A 24048-nucleotide genomic window follows, 5' to 3' on the forward strand; every position below is an offset into this window, starting at 1 on the left:
GGCTATGTCCGGGTATCGCATGCCGCGACCGGACCGAAACCGTTCCCGGCCGCCCGGCGTCACTGTCAGTGGCCGCCCCTACGGTGGTTCCAGTGGCGTGACGACCTTCGGGGGGCTCGGGTTGAACGGACGGCTGCGGCGGTGGTGGCGGCGGGGGCGCTGGTGGGTCGTCGGCCTCGTGCTCGTTCTCGTGGCGCCCCCGCTCTTCGGGGCCCTCGCCCTCCGCGTGAGCTACGCCGGCGACCTCAGGGACGACGCCAGGACGCGCGGCAAGGACGCCTTCTGGATCGGCCACGCCTGGGTCGACGGACGCAAGAAGGACGCCGACCTCACGGCGCTCGCCGCCCGGCTCAAGGGCACGGGCATACGCGACCTGTACGTGCACGCCGGGCCCCTGGAGCACGACGGCACCCTGCCGGCCGCCAGGTACCCCAAGGCGAAGTGGCTGATCGACGGGGTGCACCGGACGATGCCCGGGATACGGGTCCAGGCCTGGCTGGGCGACGTCCTGGCCACCGAGGGCCCCACGGGGCTGCGCCTGGAGGACGCCGGGTCCCGGCGGGCCGTGGTGGGCTCGGCCCGGCAGATCCTCGACGCCGGGTTCGACGGGGTCCACTTCGACCTGGAGCCGCTCCACTCCGACGACCGGGACTACCTCTCGCTCCTCGACGACCTCGGGAAGGTGACCCGCGCCCGCAAGGCCCCGCTGTCGGTCGCCGCCCACCAGATCGACCCGCTGCCGGGCGCCCACACGGCGCTCGGCGCGGTCAGCGGCAGCGAGAAGTGGTGGTCGCAGGAGTTCTTCGGCGAGGTGGCCCGGCGCGTCGACCAGATAGCCGTCATGTCGTACGACACGTGGATGCCGCTGGAGAGCCTCTACGGCGGGTACGTCGCCCAGCAGACGAGCCTCGCCCTGGAGGCCACCCCGGAGTCGACCGACCTGCTGATCGGGCTCCCCTTCTTCCACGAGGACGACCTCGGCCACCACGAGAACGCGGAGACCGTCGCCGCGGCCGTCAGGGGCGCGCGGCTGGGCCTCGGCCGCACGGACCCCGGCCGCGAGCGCTTCGGCCTCGCCCTCTACGTCGACTTCGCCGCGCGCGAGGGGGATTGGGCGGCCTACCGCGCGGGCTGGCACTGAGCGGGCCGGCACGGAGCGGGCCGGCACGGAGCGGGGCCCCCGGCCGCCGGGGCGGGAACGGGCGGAGGAGGATGGGTGCCGGGCGGCCCGCGCGGGCCGTGAACCAGGGGGACTACGCCATGACCAGCCGCATGCTGATGCCCGTCCGCACCGCTCCCACCGGCCCCGCCGGTGACGGGGGAACGACCTCGGGGGAGGCACCCGGTTCGACCCGGCCCACCCCGGTCCTCGATCTGGAGCACCCGCTCGTGACCGCCCTCGTGGCGCGGGTCCTGCGCGCGTCCGAGGCGCGGGGAGCCGTCACGGACCGCGCCAGGCTCCAGGTGGCGCACGGCGTCCTCGTCTCGGCCGTACGGCCGGTGTACTCGGTCGAGGACCGCCGCCGGGTGTCGCGCACGCTGCGGCTCGGTCGCGGTTCGTGCAGCCAGCGGATGGCCGCCCTGGAGGCGGTGGCCCGGTCGCTCGGCGTGGCGACCAGGGTGCGGGGCCTCCTGGTCGACGGCTCCTTCTGGTACCCGCGGTTCCCGAAGCTGCGCCCGTTCGTGCCCGAGGAGGTCCTGCTGGCCTGGCCCGAGTTCCGGCTCGACGGCGCCTGGGTGCCGATCGCGGAGCTGTTCGGCGCGGCGGCGGACCGGCCGGCCGGCGAAGGGGGACCCGGCCCGGCCGGGCACGGCGGCGGGTTCACCAACGCGGGCGCGGAGACGCTCTTCGAGGCCGTCGCCCGCACCGCCGTCGACTGGGACGCGCCGGCCGCCTGCGCCGGCTCCGCCCCCTGCGACCTCTCCGCCCACCTCCGCACGGACCTGGGCCGCTTCTCCTCCCGCGACGAGCTGTTCGACCGGCACGGCCAGACCCTGTGCCGCCCCGCCCGCACCCTCGCCGAGCCGGTCCTCGGCCGCTGGAGCGCGGGCGCGGGCGCGCCCGCCGCCGGGACTAGTCCTTCCGCCGCCTGATCGTCTTCCCGAGCCAGACGAGCGGGTCGTACTTCCGGTCCACGACCCGCTCCTTCATCGGGATGAGGGCGTTGTCGGTGATCCGGATGGACTCCGGGCACACCTCCGTACAGCACTTCGTGATGTTGCAGTAGCCGAGGCCGTGCTCCTCCTGCGCGGTCCGCCGCCGGTCGAGTCCGGCCTCGTCCGCCGCGTCCAGGGGGTGCATGTCGAGCTCCGCGATCCGCATCAGGAAGCGGGGCCCGGCGAAGGCCTCCTTGTTCTCCTCGTGGTCGCGCACCACGTGGCAGGTGTCCTGGCACAGGAAGCACTCGATGCACTTCCGGAACTCCTGCGAGCGGTCCACGTCCTCCTGCCGCATCCGGTACTCGCCGGGTCCGACGCCGGCGGGCGGGACGAACGCCGGGATCTCCCGGGCCTTGGCGTAGTTGAAGGAGACGTCGGTGACGAGGTCGCGGACGATCGGGAAGGCCCGCAGGGGCGTCACGGTGATCACCTCGTCCCGCCCGAAGACCGACATCCGGGTCATGCACATCAGCCGCGGCCGCCCGTTGACCTCGGCCGAGCACGAACCGCACTTGCCGGCCTTGCAGTTCCAGCGCACGGCGAGGTCGGGCGTCTGGGTGGCCTGGAGCCGGTGGACGATGTCGAGGACCACCTCGCCGTCGTGCACCTCGACGGTGTAGTCCGTCAGCTCCCCGCCCCCGGCGTCGCCGCGCCAGATCCGGAAGTGGGCCTGATAGGTGCTCATGCCTCCAGTTCCTCCTCCGCCAGGTACTTCGCGAGCTCCTCCCTCTCGAAGAGGGCGAGCAGGTCGGGCCGTACGGGTTCGGTGCGCACCCGTTCCAGGGCGATGCCGCCGTCCGCGGCCCGGCACAGCAGGTTCACCGGGCGCCACGACCGCTCCATCGCCGGACGGTCCTCGCGGGTGTGCCCGCCCCGGGACTCGGTGCGCTCCAGGGCGGCCCGGGCCACGCACTCGCTCACGAGCAGCATGTTCCGCAGGTCGAGGGCGAGGTGCCAGCCGGGGTTGAACTGCCGGTGCCCCTCGACCGCGACCCGTCCGGCCCGTTCCCGCAGGGCGTCGATCCGCTCCAGGGCCTCGGCCATCTCGCCCTCCCGCCGGATGATCCCGACGAGGTCGTTCATCGTCTGCTGGAGCTCCTGGTGGAGGGTGTACGGGTTCTCCCCGCCGCCGTCGAACGGGGCGAGGGCCTCGGCCCGCGCGGCGTCCACGTCGTCCGCCACGACTCCGCCGCCGACTCCCGACACCGCGTACTGCGCCGCGTAGAGCCCGGCCCGCCGCCCGAAGACCAGCAGGTCGGAGAGGGAGTTGCCGCCGAGCCGGTTGGAGCCGTGCATGCCGCCGGCCACCTCGCCGCAGGCGAAGAGCCCCGGGACGCCGACCGCGGCGGCCGTCTCCGAGTCGACGGCGACGCCGCCCATCACGTAGTGGCAGGTCGGCCCGACCTCCATCGCCTCGGCGGTGATGTCGACGTCGGCCAGCTCCTTGAACTGGTGGTACATCGAGGGCAGCCGGCGCCGGATGGCGTCCGCCGGCAGCCGGGTCGACACGTCGAGGAACACCCCGCCGTGCGGGGAGCCGCGTCCGGCCTTGACCTCGGAGTTGATGGCCCGCGCCACCTCGTCGCGCGGGAGCAGTTCGGGCGGGCGCCGGTTGCGCTCGGGGTCCTCGTACCAGCGGTCGCCCTCCTCCTCCGTCTCCGCGTACTTCTCCTTGAAGACGTCGGGGACGTAGTCGAACATGAACCGCCTGCCGTCGGAGTTCCGCAGCACCCCGCCGTCGCCGCGCACGGACTCGGTGACCAGGATGCCCTTCACGGACGGCGGCCAGACCATGCCGGTCGGGTGGAACTGCACGAACTCCATGTTCACCAGCGGAGCCCCCGCGAGCAGCGCGAGCGCGTGCCCGTCGCCCGTGTACTCCCACGAGTTCGAGGTGACCTTGAAGGACTTGCCGATGCCGCCGGTGGCGAGGACGACGGCGGGCGCCTCCAGGACGAGGAAGCGCCCGGTCTCCCGCTCGTAGCAGAAGACGCCGGCGGCCCGCCCGTCGGCGTCCTTGAGGATCCGGGTGACGGTGTACTCCTGGAAGACCTTCAGGCGCGACTCGTGGTCGCCGGTCTCGCGGTGGTCCTCCTGCTGGAGTCCGACGGCCTTCTGCTGGAGGGTCCTGAGCAGTTCGAGGCCGGTGCGGTCGCCGACGTGCGCGAGCCGGGGGTACTCGTGGCCGCCGAAGTTGCGCTGGGCGATCCGGCCGTCCGCGGTCCGGTCGAAGAGCGCGCCCCAGGTCTCCAGCTCCCAGACCCGCTCGGGGGCCTCCTGGGCGTGCAGCTCGGCCATCCGCCACTGGTTGAGGAACTTCCCGCCGCGCATGGTGTCGCGGAAGTGGACCTTCCAGTCGTCGTGCTCGTTGGCGTTCGCCATGGACGCGGCGATGCCGCCCTCGGCCATCACGGTGTGCGCCTTGCCGAAGAGGGACTTGCAGACGACGGCGGTGCGCGCGCCGGCCCGGCGGGCCTCGATCGCGGCCCGCAGTCCGGCGCCGCCCGCGCCGACCACGACCACGTCCCACCGCTGCCGTTCCATGGAGCTCACAGGACTCATGTCAGAAGAACCTCGGGTCGTCGAAGGCGCCGGTGGCGAGCAGGTAGACGTACAGGTCGCAGACGGCGACGCTGATGAGCGACGCCCAGGCGAGCCGCATGTGGTGCCGGTTGAGCCGTCCGACCCAGGTCCACAGCCGGTAGCGGACGGGATGCTTCGAGAAGTGCCGCAGCCGGCCGCCGACGATGTGCCGGCAGGAGTGGCAGGACACGGTGTACGCCCAGATGAGGGCGATGTTGAGGAGGAACAGCAGCGTCCCGAGCCCCGCGTGCCCCCAGGCGTAGGAGGAGTCGCGGAAGGTGAGGGCGGTGTCGTACGTGAGGATCGCGGCGACCGGCACGGCCGCGTAGAAGAAGTACCGGTGGAGGTTCTGCAGGATCAGCGGGAACCGGGTCTCGCCCGTGTACGTGCGGTGGGGTTCGGCGACCGCGCAGGCCGGGGGAGACGCCCAGAAGCTCCGGTAGTACGCCTTGCGGTAGTAGTAGCAGGTCAGCCGGAAGCCCAGGGGGAAGACCAGGATGAGCAGGGCGGGGGAGAGGCCCCACCAGCTGCCGAAGATCTCCGCGTTCGGTCCGCCGCGCATGGGGACGCAGTTCTCCGCCAGGCAGGGCGAGTAGAACGGGGAGACGTAGGGGGCGGCGTAGTAGTCGGCGTTCGCGAAGGCCCGCCAGGTCGAGTACGCGATGAACGCGAGCAGCCCCGCCGCGGTGGCGGCGGGGGCGAGCCACCAGCGGTCGGTGCGCAGATGGCGGGCGGTGAGGGCGGCGCGTCCGGGGGAGCGGACCCCGGTCGCCGCTCCGGGGCTCGGCGGGGGCTGCGTACCTGCGGCCAACAGGGCCTCCTACGGTCGGTTGCCGGTCCGTCCTACGGGGCGTGGCGGTCGCGTGCTCCCAGTCCCTCGTCGTCGGTGTCCGTCCAGAGCTCGCTGTCGTACGGGGCGTCGGGGATGGTCACCACGCTTTCGGCGCGGCCCGTCGTCGGCGCCGGGGGCGTGCCCTCGGCCGCGACGGAGCGCTCCAGCTGTCCGACGGTGCGGACCAGGTCTTCGAGGCAGCGCTTGACGGCCGCCAGATCGTCCTGAACGGACATGGGTTGCCCTCACTTCCGCGAGCGGCTTCGGCAGGAGTGTCGCGCGTCACATCCCGCTTGGGAAGCCATGTGCACGGGATTCCACTCGTCCGGAGCGTCCGGTCCGGGGGCGTTGAGCCGCACGAGTGGCGTTTTCCGGACGTGCCGCCGTGTCGCCGTGGCCGAAACTACTCCGTCCTTTTCAGTGTATGAGCAATAGGTCTGATCATCTCCAAATGGAATAAATCTGGACGAAGGGGTACAAGTCATGTCCCAGATCGGCGCCCCTCGCGGGAGGACATGCTCCAGGAGCCCCCGCTCCCGCACGCTCCGCTCCGTCGCCACCCTCACCAGTGCGGTGCTCGCCGTCACCGTGCTCGCCGGCTGCAGCTCCGGCGAGGATGCCGACGAGGCCCAGGCCGCGGCCCAGGACAACGCACCCGCCGCCCGCGACGAGGTCGCCGACGGCGGCACCGTGCGCTGGGCGATCGACGCGCTGCCCACCACCCTCAACAGCTTCCAGGCCGACGCCGACGGCGCGACCTCCCGCATCGCGGCCGCGGTGCTCCCCTCCCTCTACACGCTCGACGAGCGGGGCCGGCCGCAGCGCAACGCCGACTACCTGGAGTCGGCGCAGGTCGTCGAGACCGAGCCCAGGCAGGTCGTCCTCTACAAGCTCAACCAGCAGGCGGTGTGGAGCGACGGCCGCGAGATCGGGGCGCCCGACTTCGTGGCGCAGTGGCGGGCCCTCAGCGGCCGCGACACCGCGTACTGGACCGCCCGCAACTCCGGGTACGAGCGGATCGAGAAGATCGAGCGGGGCAAGGACGACCTGGAGGTGCGGGTCACCTTCGCCAAGCCGTACGCCGACTGGAAGTCCCTCTTCACCCCGCTGTACCCGAAGCAGGTGATGGGGTCGCCGAACTCCTTCAACGACGGGGCCCGCACCACCCTCAAGGCCACTGCAGGACCGTTCCTGCTGAAGTCGATCGACCACAAGGGCGGCGGCGTCACCCTCACCCGCAACCCCCGCTGGTGGGGACAGGCCGCCAAGCTCGACAGCATCGTCCTCTCCGCCGTCCCCCGCTCCGAGCGGGCCGCCGCACTCGCCGCCGGCAAGCTCGACCTGGCCGAGATCGACCGCTCCACCGCCGAACGGATCTCCCTCGCGCTCCGCGACGCCCGCGCCGGCCGGAACGGGGCGCAGGCCGCCCTCGCCCACGGCCCCGGCTCCGGGATCACCCCCTCCAAGGCCCTGAAGTCGTGGGCCCTCGCCCACGGCTCCGACGAGAAGGCGGCCGGGGTCCGCGCCGCCCGCACGAAGAACCAGCAGGCCATCGCCCAGTACGCGGCCGCCCAGGACACCCTCGCCGCATACGTGGTCCGCAAGTCCCTCGAACCCGCCTACACCCAGCTCTCGCTGAACGGCGAGTCCGGACCGCTCGCCGACGAGCGGGTCCGCCGCGCGGTGGCCCGCGCCATCAACCGCCAGGAGCTGGCCGAATCCGTCCTCAAGCCGCTCGGCCTCCCCGCCCGGCCCCCCGGCAGCCACCTGGCCCTCGCCGGCCAGGCCGCGTACGCCGACAGCAGCGACGCGCTCGGCGACCAGGACACCAAGGAGGCGCGGGCCCTCCTCGCCGACGCGGGCTGGGTCCCGGGCGGCGCGGCGCAGAAGCCCGCCGGCACCAAGGCGGGCAGCGAGGCCGAGCAGAAGGCGAAGGCCGAGAAGGGCGCGGGCGGCTCCACCGACTCCAAGAAGAAGGCCGCCGACACCGCCTCCGACGAGGGCCTCTACATCGTCGGCGACGACAAGCCCGGCGACCGGCGGGCGGCCCCCGCCCCCGTCATCGGCGCGGGCGGCCCCGAGAACGGCACCAACACCCTCGCCCCGGCCTCCGCCGCCGCCCGCCAGAGCGCCGCGCTCCTCGCCCGCGCCCAGGCCCTCGACACCGGTACGGGCGCCGGAGCCCGGGCCGGCGGCGCCCACTCGGCCGCCAAGCCCGACCAGGGCATGGCCGGGGCCTACGCCCCGCGCGGCACCGCCGCCCCCGTCACCGCGCCCGACGCGGCACGGGCCCTCGGCAAGGACGGCAAGGCCCTCAGCCTCCGCTTCGTCCTGCCCTCCGGGCCCGGCTCCGAGTCGCTGCGGTCGGTCGGCGACCGGATCGTCCGGATGCTCGACGCCGTGGGCATCCGCACCGAGGTGACCAAGGTCTCGGACGACAGCTTCTTCAAGGACCACGTGGCCTCCGGCGACTACGACCTGGCCCTCTACTCCTGGCCTGCCTCCGCCTTCCCGGCGACCGACGCCCGGCCGATCTTCGCCAAGCCCGAGCCCGCATCGGACGGCTCGCTCCTGGTCGAGCAGAACTACTCGCGGGTCGGCACCGACCGCATCGACCAGCTGTTCGACCAGGCGGCGGGTACGCTCGACGAGGAGGAGGCGCGCGAGCTCGTCCGCCAGGCCGACGCCCGGATCTGGGCCGCCGCCGGCTCCATCCCCCTCTACCAGCGCCCCCAGCTCGTCGCCGCCAAGGCCGATCTGGTGAACGCCGGAGCCTGGGGTCTGGCCGGCCCCCGCTTCCAGGACATCGGCTTCAAGAAGCCCGAAACCTCCAAGGGCGCCGAACGAAACCGCTGAAACCTCCGAAACCGCTGGTCACAACCTCAGAAGCAGCTCAAGTTCCTTGCCCGCCGGCGAACCCGGCGGGCAGGATCGCGTCGGCCCTTTGACCCGGTCGCACGACCCTCCCCACACCCTTGAAACCTCCCAGTAGACCCTCTCGGATCCCGGGCGGGGAAGCCCCTTGCGCGGCAGCCCCGTACCATAGGACATAGCCGTGGCGCGTCCGCCCGGCGGGCGTACGAGGAACTGACGCCGCATCCCACGATCCGAGAGAAGCGCAAGCACCCATGCCCACGCGCCACGACATCCGTAACGTCGCCATCGTCGCCCACGTCGACCATGGCAAGACGACCATCGTCGACGCCATGCTCAAGCAGGCCGGTGCCTTCGCCGCCCACCAGCAGCTCGACGACCGCATGATGGACTCGAACGACCTGGAGCGTGAGAAGGGCATCACGATCCTCGCCAAGAACACGGCGGTGAAGTATCACCCCAAGGACGGCGGGGCCCCGATCACGATCAACATCATCGACACCCCGGGCCACGCCGACTTCGGTGGCGAGGTCGAGCGCGGTCTCTCGATGGTGGACGCGGTCGTCCTCCTCGTGGACGCCTCCGAGGGTCCGCTCCCGCAGACCCGCTTCGTGCTGCGCAAGGCGCTCCAGCAGCGCAAGCCCGTCATCCTCTGCATCAACAAGACGGACCGCCCGGACTCCCGCATCGACGAGGTCGTCAACGAGACCTACGACCTCTTCCTCGACCTGGACGCGGACGAGGACCAGATCGAGTTCCCGATCGTCTACGCCTGCGGCCGTGACGGCATCGCCTCGCTGACCAAGCCGGAGAACGGCACCGTTCCCGCGGACAGCGACAACCTGGAGCCGTTCTTCTCCGCCATCCTGGAGCACGTCCCGGCCCCGGTGTACGACGAGGAGGCCCCGCTCCAGGCCCACGTCACCAACCTGGACGCCGACAACTTCCTCGGCCGCATCGCGCTGCTCCGCGTCGAGCAGGGCGAGCTGCGCAAGGGCCAGACGGTCGCGTGGATCAAGCGGGACGGCACGATCTCCAACGTCCGCATCACCGAGCTGATGATGACCGAGGCGCTCACCCGCAAGCCCGCCGAGGTCGCCGGCCCCGGTGACATCTGCGCCGTCGCCGGTATCCCCGACATCATGATCGGCGAGACCCTGGCCGACCCGGAGAACCCGATCGCGCTGCCGCTGATCACGGTCGACCAGCCGGCCATCTCCATGACCATCGGCACCAACACCTCGCCGCTCGTCGGCCGCGGTGGCACCGGCAAGGGCGCGGACGCCAAGGCCGCGGTCAAGAACCGCAAGGTCACCGCCCGCCAGGTCAAGGACCGCCTGGACCGCGAGCTGATCGGTAACGTCTCGCTCCGCGTCCTCGACACCGAGCGCCCCGACGCCTGGGAGGTCCAGGGCCGCGGTGAGCTCGCGCTCGCCATCCTGGTCGAGCAGATGCGCCGTGAGGGCTTCGAGCTCACCATCGGCAAGCCGCAGGTCGTCACCAAGGAGGTCGACGGCAAGACGCACGAGCCCGTCGAGCGCCTCACGGTCGACGTCCCCGAGGAGCACATGGGCGCGGTCACGCAGCTCATGGGCGTCCGCAAGGGCCGCATGGACAACATGTCGAACCACGGCTCCGGCTGGGTCCGCATGGAGTTCGTCGTTCCGTCCCGTGGCCTCATCGGCTTCCGTACGGAGTTCCTGACCAACACCCGCGGTACGGGCATCGCCCACTCCATCCACGAGGGCCACGAGCCGTGGTTCGGCACGCTGACGACCCGTAACAACGGTTCGCTGGTCGCCGACCGCGCCGGTGCCGTCACCGCCTTCGCGATGACCAACCTCCAGGAGCGCGGCGTCCTGTTCACCGACCCCGGCACCGAGGTGTACGAGGGCATGATCGTCGGCGAGAACTCCCGCTCCGACGACATGGACGTGAACATCACCAAGGAGAAGAAGCTCACCAACATGCGCTCCTCCTCCGCCGACTCCTTCGAGGCGATCGTCCCGCCGCGGAAGCTGTCCCTGGAGCAGTCCCTGGAGTTCTGCCGCGACGACGAGTGCGTCGAGGTCACCCCGGAGGCCGTGCGCATCCGCAAGGTCATCCTCGACCAGAACGCGCGTGGTCGTGCCTCCTCCCGCGCCAAGAACGGCTGATACCGGCCGCAACAAGGGCAGTTGAGGATCAGGAACCTCAGATCTCCCTCAAGTGGTGCCACGGCGAGTGGTAGCACTCGCTAATGTGACTGGGCCCCGGCGGTTGCGCCGGGGCCCAGTCGTACGGGGGCGGCTGTCACCCTCCCCCGTACCGAACATGGGGGATTGATCCTTTTGACCAGAAGGATGAAGGCGCTCGTGGCCACGCTGTCCATGGCGGGGGCGATGGTCGTGGCGCTTCCGGGGGCGAGCGCCAGCGCGGCGGGCGACCCGATGTGCAGCCCGGGTCGGACCAAGCTGGTGTGGTCGAACGTCAAGAAGGAGTGGGTGGTCACGCACAAGCGGGCCATCGAGAACTACACGGGCAGCACGGCCACCAAGACCTACTCCGCGGAGCGGGTGAAGCAGATCACGGCCGCGGTCACCGTCACCGCCGGCGCGACGGTGGGCGCGAACGTGGCGATCGGCAGCCTTGAGGTGAACACGGGTCTGGACCTCCAGGTCTCGGGCGCCAAGACCAAGACGTCCGCCGAATCCATCACGTGGACGCTCTCGTCCGGCAGCAAGTACGTCTTCTTCGCCGGTACGCGTCAGGCGCAGGGGTACTACACCCAGTACCGCTGCGACCGGGGAACCCGATGGGTGACGACGGGCCGTTACGGGAAGGCTGTCAGCTGGACCGAACTCAGCGAGGGCGGCATCCGCTGCACCGTCAGGCCGCCGGCGGGCTCGCTCGCGGCGCTGGCGAAGACCAAGTACTGCTGAAACCTGTCACGATCGACGGCGATCGGAAGCCCGGCACCCCTCGCGGGGTGCCGGGCTTCCGGCGGATGTGACGTCCGACACCCCGTCCGGGAGGCGTGGGCACGGTCGCTGACGTCAAGTCGAATACGACGACCCGATGTCCGGATACCGGGCGTCGCTCTCCGGAACGTGTATTAACAGTCCGTTTCGGGGGTGTCTGTCTGAACTCACTTTGTCCGGATTTCGGTATCCCGAGCCCCGGTGATGTTGTCAAAACGAGACCGCTTAAGTGTGGTTTACGGCCCGGACGTACTTAATAGTTGGCTCCATTGAGCTCGGGTCAATGGGTCACGCACTGTGGGGAGTGCCGACTCACGAGCACACTCGGGGTACATGAGTGCAACGCCGTCAGGGGTGTCGGCGAGACTCGAAGTACCCCCCATGTAGCGACATAGTGGACTCATGAGGAGGAACCCATGCGCGGTGCCAAGAGCGCCAAGTGGGTAACGGGCGCGATCATCGTCGCCCTGGCTGCTACCGCCTGTGGCGGGGGCAAGAGTGACGGCGGCTCGGACGCCAAGGGCGCTGTGGACCCGAACGGGATCTTCACCACCGACCTTGGTGAGCCGGAGAAGCTGCTGTACACCGGCGACACGATGGAGTCGAACGGCGCCGGCGTGATGAAGGCGATCTACTCGAACCTGGTCGCCTACAAGGCCGATGGTTCGCTGGAGATGGTCAACGCCGAGTCGCTCACCACGACCGACTCGAAGAAGTGGACCGTCAAGCTCAAGCCGGGCTGGACCTTCCACGACGGCACCCCGGTGACCTCGAAGTCCTACGTGGACGCGTGGAACTGGAACGCCCACATCGACAACGCCATGGGTCTCTCCTCGTGGTTCTCCGACATCGTCGGTTACGACAAGGTCCACCCGGACGCGGAGGGCGCCAAGGCGACCGCCAAGACCCTGGCCGGCCTGAAGGTCATCGACGACACGTCGTTCACCATCGAGCTGACCTCGGCCGTCCCGTACTTCGGTCACAAGCTCGCGTACACGCCGTTCGCGCCGCTCGCCGCGTCCTTCTACGCGAACCCGAAGGCCGCCGCCGAGAAGCCGGTCGGCAACGGTCCCTACAAGTTCAAGAGCTGGGACCACAAGAAGCAGATCGAGATCGTTCGCTTCGACGGCTACAAGGGCCCGAACAAGGCGAAGAACGGTGGTGTGATCTTCAAGAACTACACCACCCTCGAGACCGCGTACGAGGACCTGAAGTCGGGCAACCTCGACGTCATCCGCCAGATCGGTCCGAAGGACCTCCCGGTCTACCACCAGGACCTGGGCGACCGCGCCGTCGACGCCGACCACGCGGCCATCCAGTCCATCGGTGTCGCGTTCTACGCGGACCAGTGGAAGAAGCCGAAGCCGGTCGACGTCCGCGTCATCCAGGGCCTCTCGATGGCGATCGACCGCGCCACCATCACGAAGACGGTGCTCCAGGGCACCCGTGAGCCGGCGACGGGCTGGGTCCCGAAGGGCATCCTGGGCTACCAGGAGAACGCCGCGGGCGACGTCACCAAGTTCGACCCGACCAAGGCCAAGGAGCTCATCAAGGCCGGCGGCGGCGTCCCGGGCAACAAGATCTTCATCCAGTTCAACGCGGATGGCGGTCACAAGGAATGGGTCGACGCTGTCTGCAACAGCATCACCCAGGCCACCAGCGTCGCGTGCGTCGGCGACAGCAAGACCGACTTCCAGGCCGACCTCACGGCCCGGAAGACGAAGCAGGTCAAGTCCCTGTACCGCTCCGCCTGGTCGCTCGACTACCCGGTGAACGCGAACTTCATCAAGGACCTGTTCCTGAGCACCGCGGCGGGCAACCAGGGTGGCTTCTCCGTCAAGGAGCTGGACACCAAGATCCTCGCCGCCGACTCGGCCGCCACCCTCGACCAGTCGGTGAAGCAGTACCAGGAGGTGGAGAAGGAGCTCGTGAAGTACATGCCCTCCATCCCGCTCTGGTACTACAAGGTCAACGCGGGCTTCTCGGAGAAGGTCTCCGGCGTGACGTACGGCCAGGACGGCGACCCGATCCTGGACACCGTCATCGTCAAGAAGTAACCACCCAAGCGTAGTCCGCACGCCGTCACGGGGCTGATGGATCGTCAGCCCCGTGACGGTGCCTTACGCAGCGGCCGGGGGGCCCTTCCACGACATCCCATGCCCGATTCAGGGCATGCCGTGTCGGGGGAGGGCCCGTTGGTTGCCGCTGTCACATCTCAACGGAGGCATGATGGGGCGTTATGTCGCACGACGACTGCTCCAGATGATCCCGGTATTCCTCGGGACGACCCTGCTGATCTTCCTCATGGTGCACAGCCTGCCCGGTGACCCCGTGCTGGCGATGTTCGGCGACAAGGGCGCCGACCCGGCGACGCTCGCCGCCAAGCGCCACGAGCTGGGTCTCGACAAGCCGACATGGCAGCAGTACATCTTCTACATGCGGGACATGGTCCTGCACCTGGACTTCGGTACCCAGATCCGCAACGGACTGCCGGTCACCGATGTGCTGGGCGACGCGTTCCCCATCACCCTCCAGCTGGCCACCCTGGCGTTCGCCATCGAGCTGATCTTCGGCATCGGCCTGGGTGTCATCGGCGGCCTGCGTGCCGGTCGCCTCGCGGACAACCTGATCCTGATCTTCACCCTGCTGATCATCTCGGTCCCGGTCTTCGTCCTCGGCTTCATCATCAAGATGGTCTTCGCCTTCAACCTGGGCTGGATCAAGCCGAACGTCGGCACCGTCCCCGAGTGGGGCGAGCTGATCGCGCCGGCCATCGTGCTCGGCTTCCTCTCCCTCGCGTACGTGGCACGACTGACCCGTACCTCGATGGCGGAGAACCTGCGCGCCGACTACATGCGCACGGCCGTCGCCAAGGGCCTGCCGCGCCGCCGCGTCATCGGCGTCCACCTGATGCGCAACTCGATGATCCCCGTCATCACCTTCCTCGGTACCGACATCGGCGCCCTCATGGGCGGCGCGATCGTCACCGAGTCGATCTTCAACATCAAGGGTGTCGGCGGTGTCATCGCCGAGTCGATCTCCCGTCGTGAAGGCGCCACCCTGGTCGGCCTGGTCACCATCCTGGTGATCGTCTACCTCGTCACCAGCCTGCTCATCGACCTGCTGTACGCGGTCCTGGACCCGAGGATCCGGTATGCCTGACGTGACCAAGACCGCCACCGCAGTCGAGGACGCCGTCGCCACCCCCTCGGTGGACGCGTCCGCGGCGGCGGGCAAGCCGGAGAAGGCCCGCAGCCTCTGGGGCGACGCCTGGGCCGACCTCCGCCGCAACCCGTACTTCATCGTCTCGTCGGTGCTGATCGCGCTGCTGCTGCTGATCTCGGCGTGGCCGACCCTCTTCACCAGCGCGTCCCCGACCGCCGGTGACCTGGTCCACCACTTCCTGAGCAAGCCCGAGCTGGGCAAGATCGGCTCGGCCGAGTGGCTCGGCTACGACCAGCAGGGACGTTCCGTCTACGCCCGCCTGATCCACGGCACGAGCGCCTCGGTCACCGTCGGCATCGCCGTCACCGTGATCGTCACCGTCATCGGCGGCATCATGGGCATGATCTCGGGCTACTTCGGCGGCATCATCGACGCCGTCCTCTCCCGGATCACCGACGTCTTCTTCGGCATCCCGTTCCTGCTCGGCGCCATGGTCGTCCTGCAGGCGTTCGTCGAGCGGACCGTCTGGGTCGTCGTCTTCGCCCTCGCGTTCCTCGGCTGGACCCAGATCACCCGCGTCATGCGCGGTGCCGTGATCACGATCAAGCAGGCCGACTACGTCCACGCGGCGAAGGCCCTCGGCGCCGGCACGACCCGGATCCTCTTCCGGCACATCCTGCCGAACGCCATGGCCCCGGTCATCGTCGTCGCGACCATCGCGCTCGGCGGCTACATCTCGGCCGAGGCGACCCTGTCCTACCTGGGTCTCGGCCTCGCCGCCCCGACCGTCTCGTGGGGCGTCGACATCTCCGCCGGTGTCGCCCAGATCCGAGTGGCCCCGCACGTCCTGCTCTGGCCCTCGATCATGCTGAGCATCACCGTTCTGGCGTTCATCATGCTCGGCGAAGCCGTCCGCAACGCCCTCGACCCCAAGCTGCGCTGAGGAGGGCGTAAAAGATGAGCATCATCGACAAGACCGCGGCCGTCCCCGCGCCGCGCGGCGGAGCCGACTCCAACGGCCCGCTGCTCGAAGTCCGCGACCTGCACGTCGAGTTCCACACCCGTGACGGTGTGGCCAAGGCAGTCAACGGCGTCAACTACTCGGTGAACGCCGGCGAGACCCTCGCCGTCCTCGGCGAGTCCGGTTCCGGCAAGTCCGTCACCGCGCAGGCCATCATGGGCATCCTCGACATGCCGCCCGGCAAGATCCCGCACGGCGAGATCCTGTTCCGCGGCGAGGACATGCTGAAGATGTCCGAGGAGGAGCGCCGGAAGATCCGCGGCCGGAAGATCGCGATGATCTTCCAGGACGCGCTGTCCTCGCTCAACCCGGTCCTCACCGTCGGCTACCAGCTCGGCGAGATGTTCCGCGTGCACCACGGGATGTCCAAGAAGGACGCCAAGACCAAGGCCATCGAGCTGATGGACAAGGTCAAGATCCCCGCCGCCAAGGCGCGCGTCTCGGACTACCCGCACCAGTTCTCCGGCGGTATGCGCCAGCGCATCATGATCGCCATGGCGCTCGCCCTGGAGCCGGACCTGATCATCGCCGACGAGCCCACCACGGCTCTCGACGTGACCGTCCAGGCCCAGGTCATGGACCTCCTCGCGGAGCTCCAGCAGGAATACAACATGGGCCTGATCCTGATCACCCACGACCTCGGCGTCGTCGCCGACGTCGCGGACAAGATCGCCGTGATGTACGCCGGCCGGATCGTCGAGCAGGCGCCGGTGCACGAGCTGTACAAGCGCCCGGCGCACCCGTACACCCGCGGTCTGCTCGACTCGATCCCGCGCCTGGACCAGAAGGGCCAGGAGCTCTACGCGATCAAGGGCCTGCCGCCCAACCTGCTCAAGGTGCCCTCCGGCTGCGCCTTCAACCCGCGCTGCCCCAAGGCCGACGACATCTGCCGCACGGAGATCCCGGCCCTGGTGCCGGTCACCGAGCAGAACGGCGCGGACCTCCCGGGCCGCAAGAGCGCCTGCCACTTCTGGAAGGAGACGATCCATGGCTGACCTCAGCAAGAACGACGAGGCCGTGGCCGCCGCTCTCGACGCCCCTGTGGGCCGCGGCGAGCCGATCCTCCAGGTGCGCAACCTGCAGAAGCACTTCCCGCTGACGCAGGGCATCCTCTTCAAGAAGCAGGTCGGCGCGGTCAAGGCCGTGGACGGGGTCTCCTTCGACCTCTTCCAGGGCGAGACCCTCGGCATCGTGGGCGAGTCCGGCTGTGGCAAGTCCACGGTCGCCAAGCTCCTGATGAACCTGGAGCGGGCCACCGCCGGAGAGGTCTTCTACAAGGGCCAGGACATCACCAAGCTGTCCGGGCGCGCGCTGAAGGCCGTCCGCCGCAACATCCAGATGGTGTTCCAGGACCCGTACACCTCGCTGAACCCGCGCATGACGGTCGGCGACATCATCGGCGAGCCCTTCGACATCCACCCCGAGGTGGCCCCGAAGGGCGACCGGCGCCGCAAGGTGCAGGAGCTGCTCGACGTCGTCGGTCTGAACCCGGAGTACATCAACCGGTACCCGCACCAGTTCTCCGGCGGTCAGCGCCAGCGCATCGGCATCGCCCGCGGCCTCGCGCTCAACCCGGAGATCATCATCTGCGACGAGCCGGTCTCGGCCCTGGACGTCTCCGTCCAGGCGCAGGTCATCAACCTGATGGGGAAGCTCCAGGACGAGTTCAACCTCTCCTACCTCTTCATCGCGCACGACCTGTCGATCGTCCGGCACATCTCGGACCGCGTCGGCGTCATGTACCTCGGCAAGATGGCCGAGATCGGTACGGACGAGCAGATCTACGAGCACCCGACGCACCCGTACACGCAGGCGCTGCTCTCCGCGGTGCCGGTGCCGGACCCGGAGGCCCGTGCCCACCGCGAGCGGATCATCCTCACCGGTGACGTCCCCTCGCCGGCCAACCCGCCGTCGGGCTGCAGCTTCCGCACCCGCTGCTGGAAGGCGCAGGAGCGGTGCTCGCAGGAGGCCCCGGTCCTCGCCGTCCCGGCGAACTTCAAGGGTCTCGACACCCCGGCCGCGCACTTCTCCGCGTGCCACTTCGCCGAGGAGAAGAACGTCGTCGCCGCGCACTGACGCATCACGCGCATGACGAAGGGGCGCCCCCGGTCCACACGGACCGGGGGCGCCCTTCGTCGTGTCAGCGGCTGGTGGGGACGTACGGGAAGCAGGCGGTGTACCAGCCGAACTCGTACCGCATGATCAGGTCGCCCGTCTTCGGCCCGACGACGCCGTCGGCCTCGGAGGCGCCCAGCATCCGGTACTGCACGTACCGGATGGCCTCGTCGGTCTCCGGGCCGAAGACGCTGTCGACGCTGATCAGGTCGTGCTGCGTCGCGTAGTGGTCCGAGATGATGTTGTTGAGGCCGTTCTGCACGCACTTCACGGCGGTCGCGTTGTTGGCCTGGCCGTAGCCGACGTACGAGGCTCCCGGCTGGGCCTGGGCGGACGCGGGCAGGGCGAGTGCGGCGAGGGCGGTCGCGGCGGCGACGAGGCCGGCGCGGGCGGCGAGTCTCTGGGGCATGGCGGGAACTCTAGGACCGCGAAGGGGGCCCGAGGGGGCGGTGGGACGTCCCAGCCGTCCCAGGGACGTCCGTCCGGGCGCCGTAAAAGTGCACCTCCGTCAATATCGGGTGATATTGGGGCCTAAGTGAGACTCAGGACATACGGGAGGCACTCCATGCGCGGAGCCACGCACGCCAAGTGGGCCGCACTGGCCACCGCCGTCGCCCTCGCGGCGACTGCCTGCGGCGGCGGAGACGACAGCGGCGGCGGCGGAGGTGCCGACGGCATCGTGAGTTCCTCGTGGGGCGACCCGCAGAACCCGCTCGAGCCGGCCAACACGAACGAGGTCCAGGGCGGCAAGGTCCTCTCCATGATCTTCCGGGGTCTCAAGCAGTACGACCCCAAGACCGGCGAGGCCAAGGACATGCTCGCCCAGAGCATCGAGACCACCGACTCGACCAACTTCACCATCACGGTCAAGGACGGCTGGACCTTCTCCAACGGCGAGAAGGTCACCGCCAAGTCCTTCGTCGACGCCTGGAACTACGCCGCCGATCTGAAGAACAACCAGAAGAACGCCTACTTCTTCGGCCAGATCGAGGGCTACGACCAGGTCCACCCCGAGAAGGGCGAGCCGTCGGCCACGTCCATGTCCGGCCTCAAGGTGACGGGCCCCCAGACCTTCACGGTCAAGCTCACCCAGAAGTTCTCCACCTGGCCCATCACCCTCGGATACGCGGCCTTCTCGCCGCTGCCCCAGGCCTTCTTCGACGACCGCCAGGCCTGGCTGTCGAAGCCCATCGGCAACGGCCCGTACACCGTCGACTCGTACTCCAAGGGCTCCCAGATGGCCCTCAAGCGCTGGGACGGCTACCCCGGCGCCGACAAGGCACAGAACGGCGGCATCACCCTCAAGGTCTACACCGACAACAACACCGCCTACACCGACCTGACGGCCGGCAACCTCGACCTCGTCGACGACATCCCCGCCTCCCAGCTCAAGAACGTCCAGGCCGACCTCGGCGACCGGTACATCAACGTGCCCGCCGGCATCATCCAGACCCTGTCCTTCCCGTTCTACGACCCGGCCTGGAACAAGCCCGGGCAGGAGAAGCTCCGCCAGGGCCTCTCCATGGCGATCGACCGCAACCAGATCACCGAGACGATCTTCCAGAAGACCCGCACCCCCGCCGTCGACTGGACCTCCCCGGTCCTCGGCGAGGACGGCGGCTTCAAGGACGTCTGCGGCGACTTCTGCAAGTACGACGCGGCCGAGGCCAAGAAGCTCGTCGCCGAGGGCGGCGGCATCCCCGGCGGCACGATGACGATCTCGTACAACGCCGACACCGGCTCCCACAAGGAGTGGGTGGACGCCGTCTGCAACTCCATCAACAACGCCCTCGGCAACAACAAGGCCTGCGTCGGCAACCCGGTCGGCACCTTCGCGGACTTCCGCAGCCAGGTCAGCACGCAGAAGATGAAGGGCCCCTTCCGCGCCGGCTGGCAGATGGACTACCCGCTCATCCAGAACTTCCTGCAGCCGCTCTACTACACCAACGCCTCGTCGAACGACGGAAAGTACAGCAACCCGGAGTTCGACAAGCTCGTCAACCAGGCCAACGCCGAGTCCGACATCGCCAAGGCCGTCGGGATCTTCCAGCAGGCCGAGGGCGTCCTCCGCGACGACATGGGCGCCATCCCGCTCTGGTACCAGAACGGCAGCGCGGGCTACTCCGAGCGCGTCTCCAACGTGACCCTGAACCCCTTCAGCGTCCCCGTCTACGACCAGATCAAGGTCAACTGACGCAGCTCGTCGGCGTACGGCCCGGCCTGGCGACCACGCGCGAGCCGGGCCGTACGCCTTCCCCACACCCCCCCGGAGCCCCTCATGGGACGTTATGTGATCCGGCGTCTGCTGCAGATGATCCCGGTCTTCATCGGCGCCACCCTGCTGATCTTCCTGATGGTGAACGTGATGGGCGACCCCATCGCCGGTCTCTGCGGCGACCGCGCCTGCGACCCGGCGACCGCCGCCCAACTGGAGAAGGAGTTCGGCCTCGACAAGCCCGTGTGGCAGCAATACCTGATCTACATGGGCAACCTGTTCACCGGAGACTTCGGCACCGCCTTCAACGGCCAGCCGGTCACCGAGCTGATGGCGAGCTCCTTCCCGGTGACCATCCGGCTCACCATCGTCGCGATCCTCTTCGAGATCGTCATCGGCATCAGCCTCGGTGTCCTGACGGGACTGAAGCGCGGGCGGCCGATCGACAGCACCGTGCTGGTGCTGACGCTGGTCGTCCTGTCGATCCCGACGTTCGTCACGGGTCTGCTGCTCCAGCTGCTGCTGGGTGTGGAATGGGGGTGGATCAAGCCCGCCGTCTCGCCCGAGGCCCCGTTCAACGAGCTGATCGTCCCCGGCTTCGTCCTCGCCTCGGTCTCCCTCGCGTACGTCACCCGGCTCACCCGGACCTCGATCGCGGAGAACAAGCGTGCCGACTACGTCCGCACCGCCGTCGCCAAGGGCCTGCCGCGTCGCCGCGTCATCACCCGCCACCTGCTGCGCAACTCGCTCATCCCGGTGGTCACCTTCATCGGCGCCGACATCGGCGCGCTGATGGGCGGCGCCATCGCCACCGAGCGGATCTTCAACATCCACGGTGTCGGCTATCAGCTGTACCAGGGCATCGTGCGCCAGAACACCCAGACCGTCGTCGGCTTCGTGACCGTCCTCGTCCTGGTGTTCCTGCTGGCCAACCTCCTCGTCGACCTCTTGTACGCCATCCTTGACCCGAGGATCCGCTATGCCTGAGCCGCTTGAGCCCTTCGACGACGGGCGCGCCATCGACCACACCGGGGCGGGCGGTCCCACGGACCTCGCCATGGAAGAGGGCGAGTCGCTGGAGAAGACCCCGGGCGGACCGCTCGGCACCGGCCCCACCGGCAAACCCCGCTCGCTGTGGTCCGACGCCTGGCACGACCTGCGCCGCAACCCCGTCTTCATCATCTCCAGCCTGATCATCCTCTTCCTGGTGATCATCGCGATCTGGCCCCAGCTGATCGCCAGCGGAGACCCGCTCCAGTGCGACCTGTCCAAGGCGCAGGAGGGCTCCCAGCCCGGCCACCCGTTCGGCTTCAACGGTCAGGGCTGTGACGTCTACACGCGCACGGTGTACGGCGCCAGGGCCTCCGTCCAGGTCGGCGTGTTCGCCACGCTCGGCGTGACGATCATCGGATCCCTCTTCGGCGGTCTGGCCGGCTTCTACGGCGGCGGCTGGGACGGCGTCCTCTCCCGGATCACCGACGTCTTCTTCGCGATCCCCGTCATCCTCGGCGGTCTGGTCCTGCTCTCCGTCGTCACCAGCACCACCGTCTGGCCCGTCATCGGCTTCATGGTGCTGCTCGGCTGGCCCCAGCTCTCCCGGATCGCCCGGGGCTCGGTCATCACCGCCAAGCAGAACGACTACGTCCAGGCGGCACGGGCACTCGGCGCCTCCAACTCCAGGATGCTGCTGCGCCACATCACCCCGAACGCCCTCGCGCCCGTCATCGTCGTCGCGACCATCGCCCTCGGCACGTACATCTCCCTCGAGGCGACCCTGTCCTTCCTCGGCGTGGGCCTCAAGCCGCCGACCGTCTCCTGGGGCATCGACATCTCCTCGGCCTCGCAGTACGTCCGCAACGCCCCGCACATGCTGCTGTGGCCCGCCGGCGCGCTCGCCATCACCGTGCTCTCGTTCATCATGCTCGGCGACGCCGTCCGCGACGCCCTCGACCCCAAGCTGAGGTAGGGACCCATGCTGCTCGAAGTGCGCGACCTGCACGTGGAGTTCCACACGCGGGACGGGGTCGCCAAGGCGGTCAACGGCGTCGACTACTCCGTCGACGCGGGGGAGACCCTCGCCGTCCTCGGCGAGTCCGGCTCCGGCAAGTCCGTCACCGCCCAGGCCGTCATGGGCATCCTCGACGTCCCCCCGGGAAAGATCACGCAGGGCGAGATCCTCTTCCAGGGCCAGGACCTCCTGAAGCTCAAGGAGGAGGAGCGGCGCAAGATCCGCGGCGCCAAGATGGCGATGGTCTTCCAGGACGCGCTCTCCTCGCTCAACCCCGTCATCAGCGTCGGCGACCAGCTCGGCGAGATGTTCCAGGTCCACAAGGGCATGTCGCGCAAGGACTCCAGGGCCAAGGCCGTCGAGCTGATGGACCGGGTCCGCATCCCCGCCGCCAAGGAACGCGTCGGCCAGTACCCCCACCAGTTCTCCGGCGGCATGCGCCAGCGCATCATGATCGCGATGGCGCTCGCCCTCGAACCCGAGCTGATCATCGCCGACGAGCCCACCACCGCCCTCGACGTCACCGTCCAGGCCCAGGTCATGGACCTGCTCGCCGAGCTTCAGAGCGAACTCAACATGGGCCTCATCCTCATCACCCACGACCTCGGCGTCGTCGCCGACGTCGCCGACAAGATCGCCGTCATGTACGCGGGCCGGATCGTCGAACGCGCCCCCGTCCACGAGATCTACAAGGCCCCCGCCCACCCGTACACCAAGGGCCTCCTCGAATCGATCCCGCGCCTGGACCAGAAGGGCCAGGAGCTGTACGCGATCAAGGGCCTGCCGCCCAACCTGCTGAACATCCCGCCCGGCTGCGCCTTCAACCCGCGCTGCCCCCTGGCCCAGGACGTCTGCCGCACCGACGTACCCCCGCTGTACGACGTCACCGAGTCCCCCGTGCCGCGCGCCAGCGCCTGCCACTTCTGGAAGGAGTGCCTCCATGGCTGACACGGCCGAGGCGATTCTCGAAGTCCGGGACCTCCACAAGCACTACCCGCTCACCCAGGGCATCCTCTTCAAGAAGCAGGTCGGCGCGGTCAAGGCGGTCGACGGCGTCGACTTCGACCTCGCCGCCGGCGAGACCCTCGGCATCGTCGGCGAGTCCGGCTGCGGCAAGTCGACGGTCGCGAAGATGCTCGTCAACCTGGAGCGGCCGACGTCCGGCTCGATCCGGTACAAGGGCGAGGACATCACCACCCTGTCGCCGAAGGCCCTGAAGGCCGTCCGCCGCAACATCCAGATGGTCTTCCAGGACCCGTACACCTCGCTCAACCCCCGCATGACGGTCGGCGACATCATCGGCGAGCCGTACGAGATCCACCCCGAGGTCGCCCCCAAGGGCGACCGGCGCCGCAAGGTGCAGGACCTCCTGGACGTCGTCGGCCTCAACCCCGAGTACATCAACCGGTACCCGCACCAGTTCTCCGGCGGCCAGCGCCAGCGCATCGGCATCGCCCGCGGCCTCGCCCTCCAGCCCGAGATCATCGTCGCCGACGAACCGGTGTCCGCCCTCGACGTCTCCGTCCAGGCGCAGGTCGTCAACCTGATGGGGAACCTCCAGTCCGAGTTCTCCCTGTCGTACGTCTTCATCGCCCACGACCTGTCGATCGTGCGGCACATCTCCGACCGGGTCGGCGTCATGTACCTCGGCCGGATCGTCGAGATCGGCAGCGACGCGCAGATCTACGACCACCCCACCCACCCCTACACCCAGGCGCTGCTCTCCGCCGTCCCGGTCCCCGACCCCGAGGCCCGCGCCCACCGCGAGCGCATCATCCTCACCGGCGACGTCCCCTCGCCGGCCAACATCCCCTCCGGCTGCCGCTTCCGCACCCGCTGCTGGAAGGCCCAGGAGCGCTGCACCCTGGAAGTCCCCGCGCTCGCCGTCCCGGCCGTCTTCCGCCTCACCGACAGCCCGGCCAAGCACGACTCGGCCTGCCACTTCGCGGAGGAGAAGCAGGTGGTCCCGCCGGAGGACGGCGGCGAGCAGCCCAAGTCCCTTTAACCTGCGGGCAACTCGACGGAATCCCCTCCGATATACGGACGCGGCAGGCTCGGCGACGTACGGCCGTGCGGGTGCCGTAGGCCGGCCGGGCGCATCACGCGACCCGGCCG

At 69.4% G+C, this 24048-nt stretch carries 20 protein-coding genes; 15 read left to right on the top strand and 5 right to left on the bottom strand.

What is annotated here, in order from left to right; genetic code table 11:
• Positions 1–97 precede the first annotated feature (97 nt).
• Both ACFCY7_RS10680 and ACFCY7_RS10685 read left to right on the top strand, forming a co-directional pair.
• Complete coding sequence (locus ACFCY7_RS10680; protein ID WP_376483265.1) at positions 98–1141, top strand: hypothetical protein; 1044 nt, start codon at positions 98–100, stop codon at positions 1139–1141.
• Positions 1142–1260: 119 nt separating this feature from the next.
• Positions 1261–2094, top strand: coding sequence for a transglutaminase domain-containing protein (locus tag ACFCY7_RS10685; protein ID WP_376483267.1), 834 nt, complete (start codon positions 1261–1263; stop codon positions 2092–2094).
• On the opposite strand, the gene ACFCY7_RS10690 is transcribed toward ACFCY7_RS10685, so the two are convergent.
• From ACFCY7_RS10690 to ACFCY7_RS10705, 4 genes are read right to left on the bottom strand one after another with little or no spacing between them, the layout of a single operon-like run.
• The gene (locus tag ACFCY7_RS10690) at positions 2075–2845 is read right to left on the bottom strand and encodes a succinate dehydrogenase/fumarate reductase iron-sulfur subunit (RefSeq protein WP_376483268.1); all 771 of its coding nucleotides are present in this window, start codon (positions 2843–2845) and stop codon (positions 2075–2077) included. The two genes, ACFCY7_RS10685 and ACFCY7_RS10690, sit on opposite strands and share 20 nt — an antisense overlap.
• Entirely contained in the window at positions 2842–4713 is a 1872-nt protein-coding gene (locus tag ACFCY7_RS10695; RefSeq protein ID WP_376483297.1) for a fumarate reductase/succinate dehydrogenase flavoprotein subunit, read from the bottom strand. The genes ACFCY7_RS10690 and ACFCY7_RS10695 overlap by 4 nt, the downstream gene beginning before the upstream one ends.
• Before the next feature lie 10 nt (positions 4714–4723).
• A complete protein-coding gene (locus ACFCY7_RS10700; protein ID WP_376483270.1) occupies positions 4724–5554 on the bottom strand; it encodes a hypothetical protein in 831 nt (276 codons plus the stop codon).
• A gap of 32 nt (positions 5555–5586) precedes the next feature.
• Positions 5587–5811 carry a hypothetical protein gene (locus ACFCY7_RS10705; protein ID WP_376483271.1) on the bottom strand — a complete coding sequence of 75 codons (225 nt, stop codon included), beginning with the start codon at positions 5809–5811 and terminating at the stop codon, positions 5587–5589.
• A gap of 247 nt (positions 5812–6058) precedes the next feature.
• On the opposite strand from ACFCY7_RS10705, the gene ACFCY7_RS10710 reads away from it, so the two are divergent.
• The 8 genes from ACFCY7_RS10710 to ACFCY7_RS10745 all read left to right on the top strand — a co-directional run bounded on the left by ACFCY7_RS10710 (position 6059) and on the right by ACFCY7_RS10745 (position 17671).
• Complete coding sequence (locus ACFCY7_RS10710) at positions 6059–8431, top strand: ABC transporter family substrate-binding protein (protein WP_376483273.1); 2373 nt, start codon at positions 6059–6061, stop codon at positions 8429–8431.
• A 272-nt stretch (positions 8432–8703) separates the two neighbouring features.
• Positions 8704–10605 (top strand): translational GTPase TypA, encoded by a 1902-nt coding sequence (gene typA / locus ACFCY7_RS10715; RefSeq protein ID WP_017239904.1) that lies wholly within the window; start codon positions 8704–8706, stop codon positions 10603–10605.
• 198 nt (positions 10606–10803) lie between these two features.
• The gene (locus tag ACFCY7_RS10720) at positions 10804–11370 is read left to right on the top strand and encodes a hypothetical protein (RefSeq protein ID WP_376483276.1); all 567 of its coding nucleotides are present in this window, start codon (positions 10804–10806) and stop codon (positions 11368–11370) included.
• 455 nt (positions 11371–11825) lie between these two features.
• A complete protein-coding gene (locus tag ACFCY7_RS10725) occupies positions 11826–13466 on the top strand; it encodes an ABC transporter substrate-binding protein (RefSeq protein ID WP_376483278.1) in 1641 nt (546 codons plus the stop codon).
• Positions 13467–13638: 172 nt separating this feature from the next.
• Entirely contained in the window at positions 13639–14571 is a 933-nt protein-coding gene (locus ACFCY7_RS10730) for an ABC transporter permease (RefSeq protein WP_376483299.1), read from the top strand.
• Positions 14564–15517: an ABC transporter permease gene (locus ACFCY7_RS10735; protein WP_376483280.1), complete on the top strand. Its 954-nt coding sequence runs from the start codon at positions 14564–14566 to the stop codon at positions 15515–15517. The genes ACFCY7_RS10730 and ACFCY7_RS10735 overlap by 8 nt, the downstream gene beginning before the upstream one ends.
• A gap of 14 nt (positions 15518–15531) precedes the next feature.
• Entirely contained in the window at positions 15532–16590 is a 1059-nt protein-coding gene (locus ACFCY7_RS10740) for an ABC transporter ATP-binding protein (RefSeq protein ID WP_376483282.1), read from the top strand.
• On the top strand, positions 16583–17671 hold the full coding sequence (locus ACFCY7_RS10745; RefSeq protein WP_376483284.1) for an ABC transporter ATP-binding protein: 1089 nt from the start codon (positions 16583–16585) through the stop codon (positions 17669–17671). The genes ACFCY7_RS10740 and ACFCY7_RS10745 overlap by 8 nt, the downstream gene beginning before the upstream one ends.
• Positions 17672–17735: 64 nt before the next feature.
• Here the strand turns inward: ACFCY7_RS10745 and ACFCY7_RS10750 are convergent, their stop codons facing one another.
• Entirely contained in the window at positions 17736–18119 is a 384-nt protein-coding gene (locus ACFCY7_RS10750) for a peptidoglycan-binding protein (protein ID WP_376483286.1), read from the bottom strand.
• Positions 18120–18275: 156 nt separating this feature from the next.
• Here ACFCY7_RS10750 and ACFCY7_RS10755 point away from each other — a divergent pair, with 156 nt between their 5' ends.
• The 5 genes from ACFCY7_RS10755 (at position 18276) to ACFCY7_RS10775 (ending at position 23938) form a co-directional block, all read left to right on the top strand.
• Complete coding sequence (locus tag ACFCY7_RS10755) at positions 18276–19904, top strand: ABC transporter substrate-binding protein (RefSeq protein WP_376483288.1); 1629 nt, start codon at positions 18276–18278, stop codon at positions 19902–19904.
• 84 nt (positions 19905–19988) lie between these two features.
• Entirely contained in the window at positions 19989–20912 is a 924-nt protein-coding gene (locus tag ACFCY7_RS10760; protein WP_376483289.1) for an ABC transporter permease, read from the top strand.
• Complete coding sequence (locus ACFCY7_RS10765; RefSeq protein ID WP_376483291.1) at positions 20905–21891, top strand: ABC transporter permease; 987 nt, start codon at positions 20905–20907, stop codon at positions 21889–21891. Before ACFCY7_RS10760 ends, ACFCY7_RS10765 begins: the two co-directional genes overlap by 8 nt.
• A gap of 6 nt (positions 21892–21897) precedes the next feature.
• On the top strand, positions 21898–22881 hold the full coding sequence (locus tag ACFCY7_RS10770) for an ABC transporter ATP-binding protein (protein WP_376483293.1): 984 nt from the start codon (positions 21898–21900) through the stop codon (positions 22879–22881).
• Positions 22874–23938, top strand: coding sequence for an ABC transporter ATP-binding protein (locus ACFCY7_RS10775; protein WP_376483294.1), 1065 nt, complete (start codon positions 22874–22876; stop codon positions 23936–23938). The genes ACFCY7_RS10770 and ACFCY7_RS10775 overlap by 8 nt, the downstream gene beginning before the upstream one ends.
• The last annotated feature ends 110 nt before the right edge of the window (positions 23939–24048 follow it).

Source organism: Streptomyces sp. NPDC056361 (assembly GCF_042262805.1).
GTDB lineage: Bacteria > Actinomycetota > Actinomycetes > Streptomycetales > Streptomycetaceae > Streptomyces.

What these genes read in the sequence shown, in the direction of transcription:
- ACFCY7_RS10765 (WP_376483291.1), top strand. Translation starts at nt 20,905, where the DNA reads ATGCCTGAGCCGCTTGAGCCCTTCGACGACGGGCGCGCCATCGACCAC.
- ACFCY7_RS10705 (WP_376483271.1), bottom strand. Translation starts at nt 5,811, where the DNA reads ATGTCCGTTCAGGACGATCTGGCGGCCGTCAAGCGCTGCCTCGAAGAC.
- ACFCY7_RS10690 (WP_376483268.1), bottom strand. Translation starts at nt 2,845, where the DNA reads ATGAGCACCTATCAGGCCCACTTCCGGATCTGGCGCGGCGACGCCGGG.
- ACFCY7_RS10735 (WP_376483280.1), top strand. Translation starts at nt 14,564, where the DNA reads ATGCCTGACGTGACCAAGACCGCCACCGCAGTCGAGGACGCCGTCGCC.
- ACFCY7_RS10750 (WP_376483286.1), bottom strand. Translation starts at nt 18,119, where the DNA reads ATGCCCCAGAGACTCGCCGCCCGCGCCGGCCTCGTCGCCGCCGCGACC.
- ACFCY7_RS10760 (WP_376483289.1), top strand. Translation starts at nt 19,989, where the DNA reads ATGGGACGTTATGTGATCCGGCGTCTGCTGCAGATGATCCCGGTCTTC.
- typA (WP_017239904.1), top strand. Translation starts at nt 8,704, where the DNA reads ATGCCCACGCGCCACGACATCCGTAACGTCGCCATCGTCGCCCACGTC.
- ACFCY7_RS10685 (WP_376483267.1), top strand. Translation starts at nt 1,261, where the DNA reads ATGACCAGCCGCATGCTGATGCCCGTCCGCACCGCTCCCACCGGCCCC.
- ACFCY7_RS10740 (WP_376483282.1), top strand. Translation starts at nt 15,532, where the DNA reads ATGAGCATCATCGACAAGACCGCGGCCGTCCCCGCGCCGCGCGGCGGA.
- ACFCY7_RS10730 (WP_376483299.1), top strand. Translation starts at nt 13,639, where the DNA reads ATGGGGCGTTATGTCGCACGACGACTGCTCCAGATGATCCCGGTATTC.
- ACFCY7_RS10710 (WP_376483273.1), top strand. Translation starts at nt 6,059, where the DNA reads ATGTCCCAGATCGGCGCCCCTCGCGGGAGGACATGCTCCAGGAGCCCC.
- ACFCY7_RS10755 (WP_376483288.1), top strand. Translation starts at nt 18,276, where the DNA reads ATGCGCGGAGCCACGCACGCCAAGTGGGCCGCACTGGCCACCGCCGTC.
- ACFCY7_RS10725 (WP_376483278.1), top strand. Translation starts at nt 11,826, where the DNA reads ATGCGCGGTGCCAAGAGCGCCAAGTGGGTAACGGGCGCGATCATCGTC.
- ACFCY7_RS10770 (WP_376483293.1), top strand. Translation starts at nt 21,898, where the DNA reads ATGCTGCTCGAAGTGCGCGACCTGCACGTGGAGTTCCACACGCGGGAC.
- ACFCY7_RS10775 (WP_376483294.1), top strand. Translation starts at nt 22,874, where the DNA reads ATGGCTGACACGGCCGAGGCGATTCTCGAAGTCCGGGACCTCCACAAG.
- ACFCY7_RS10745 (WP_376483284.1), top strand. Translation starts at nt 16,583, where the DNA reads ATGGCTGACCTCAGCAAGAACGACGAGGCCGTGGCCGCCGCTCTCGAC.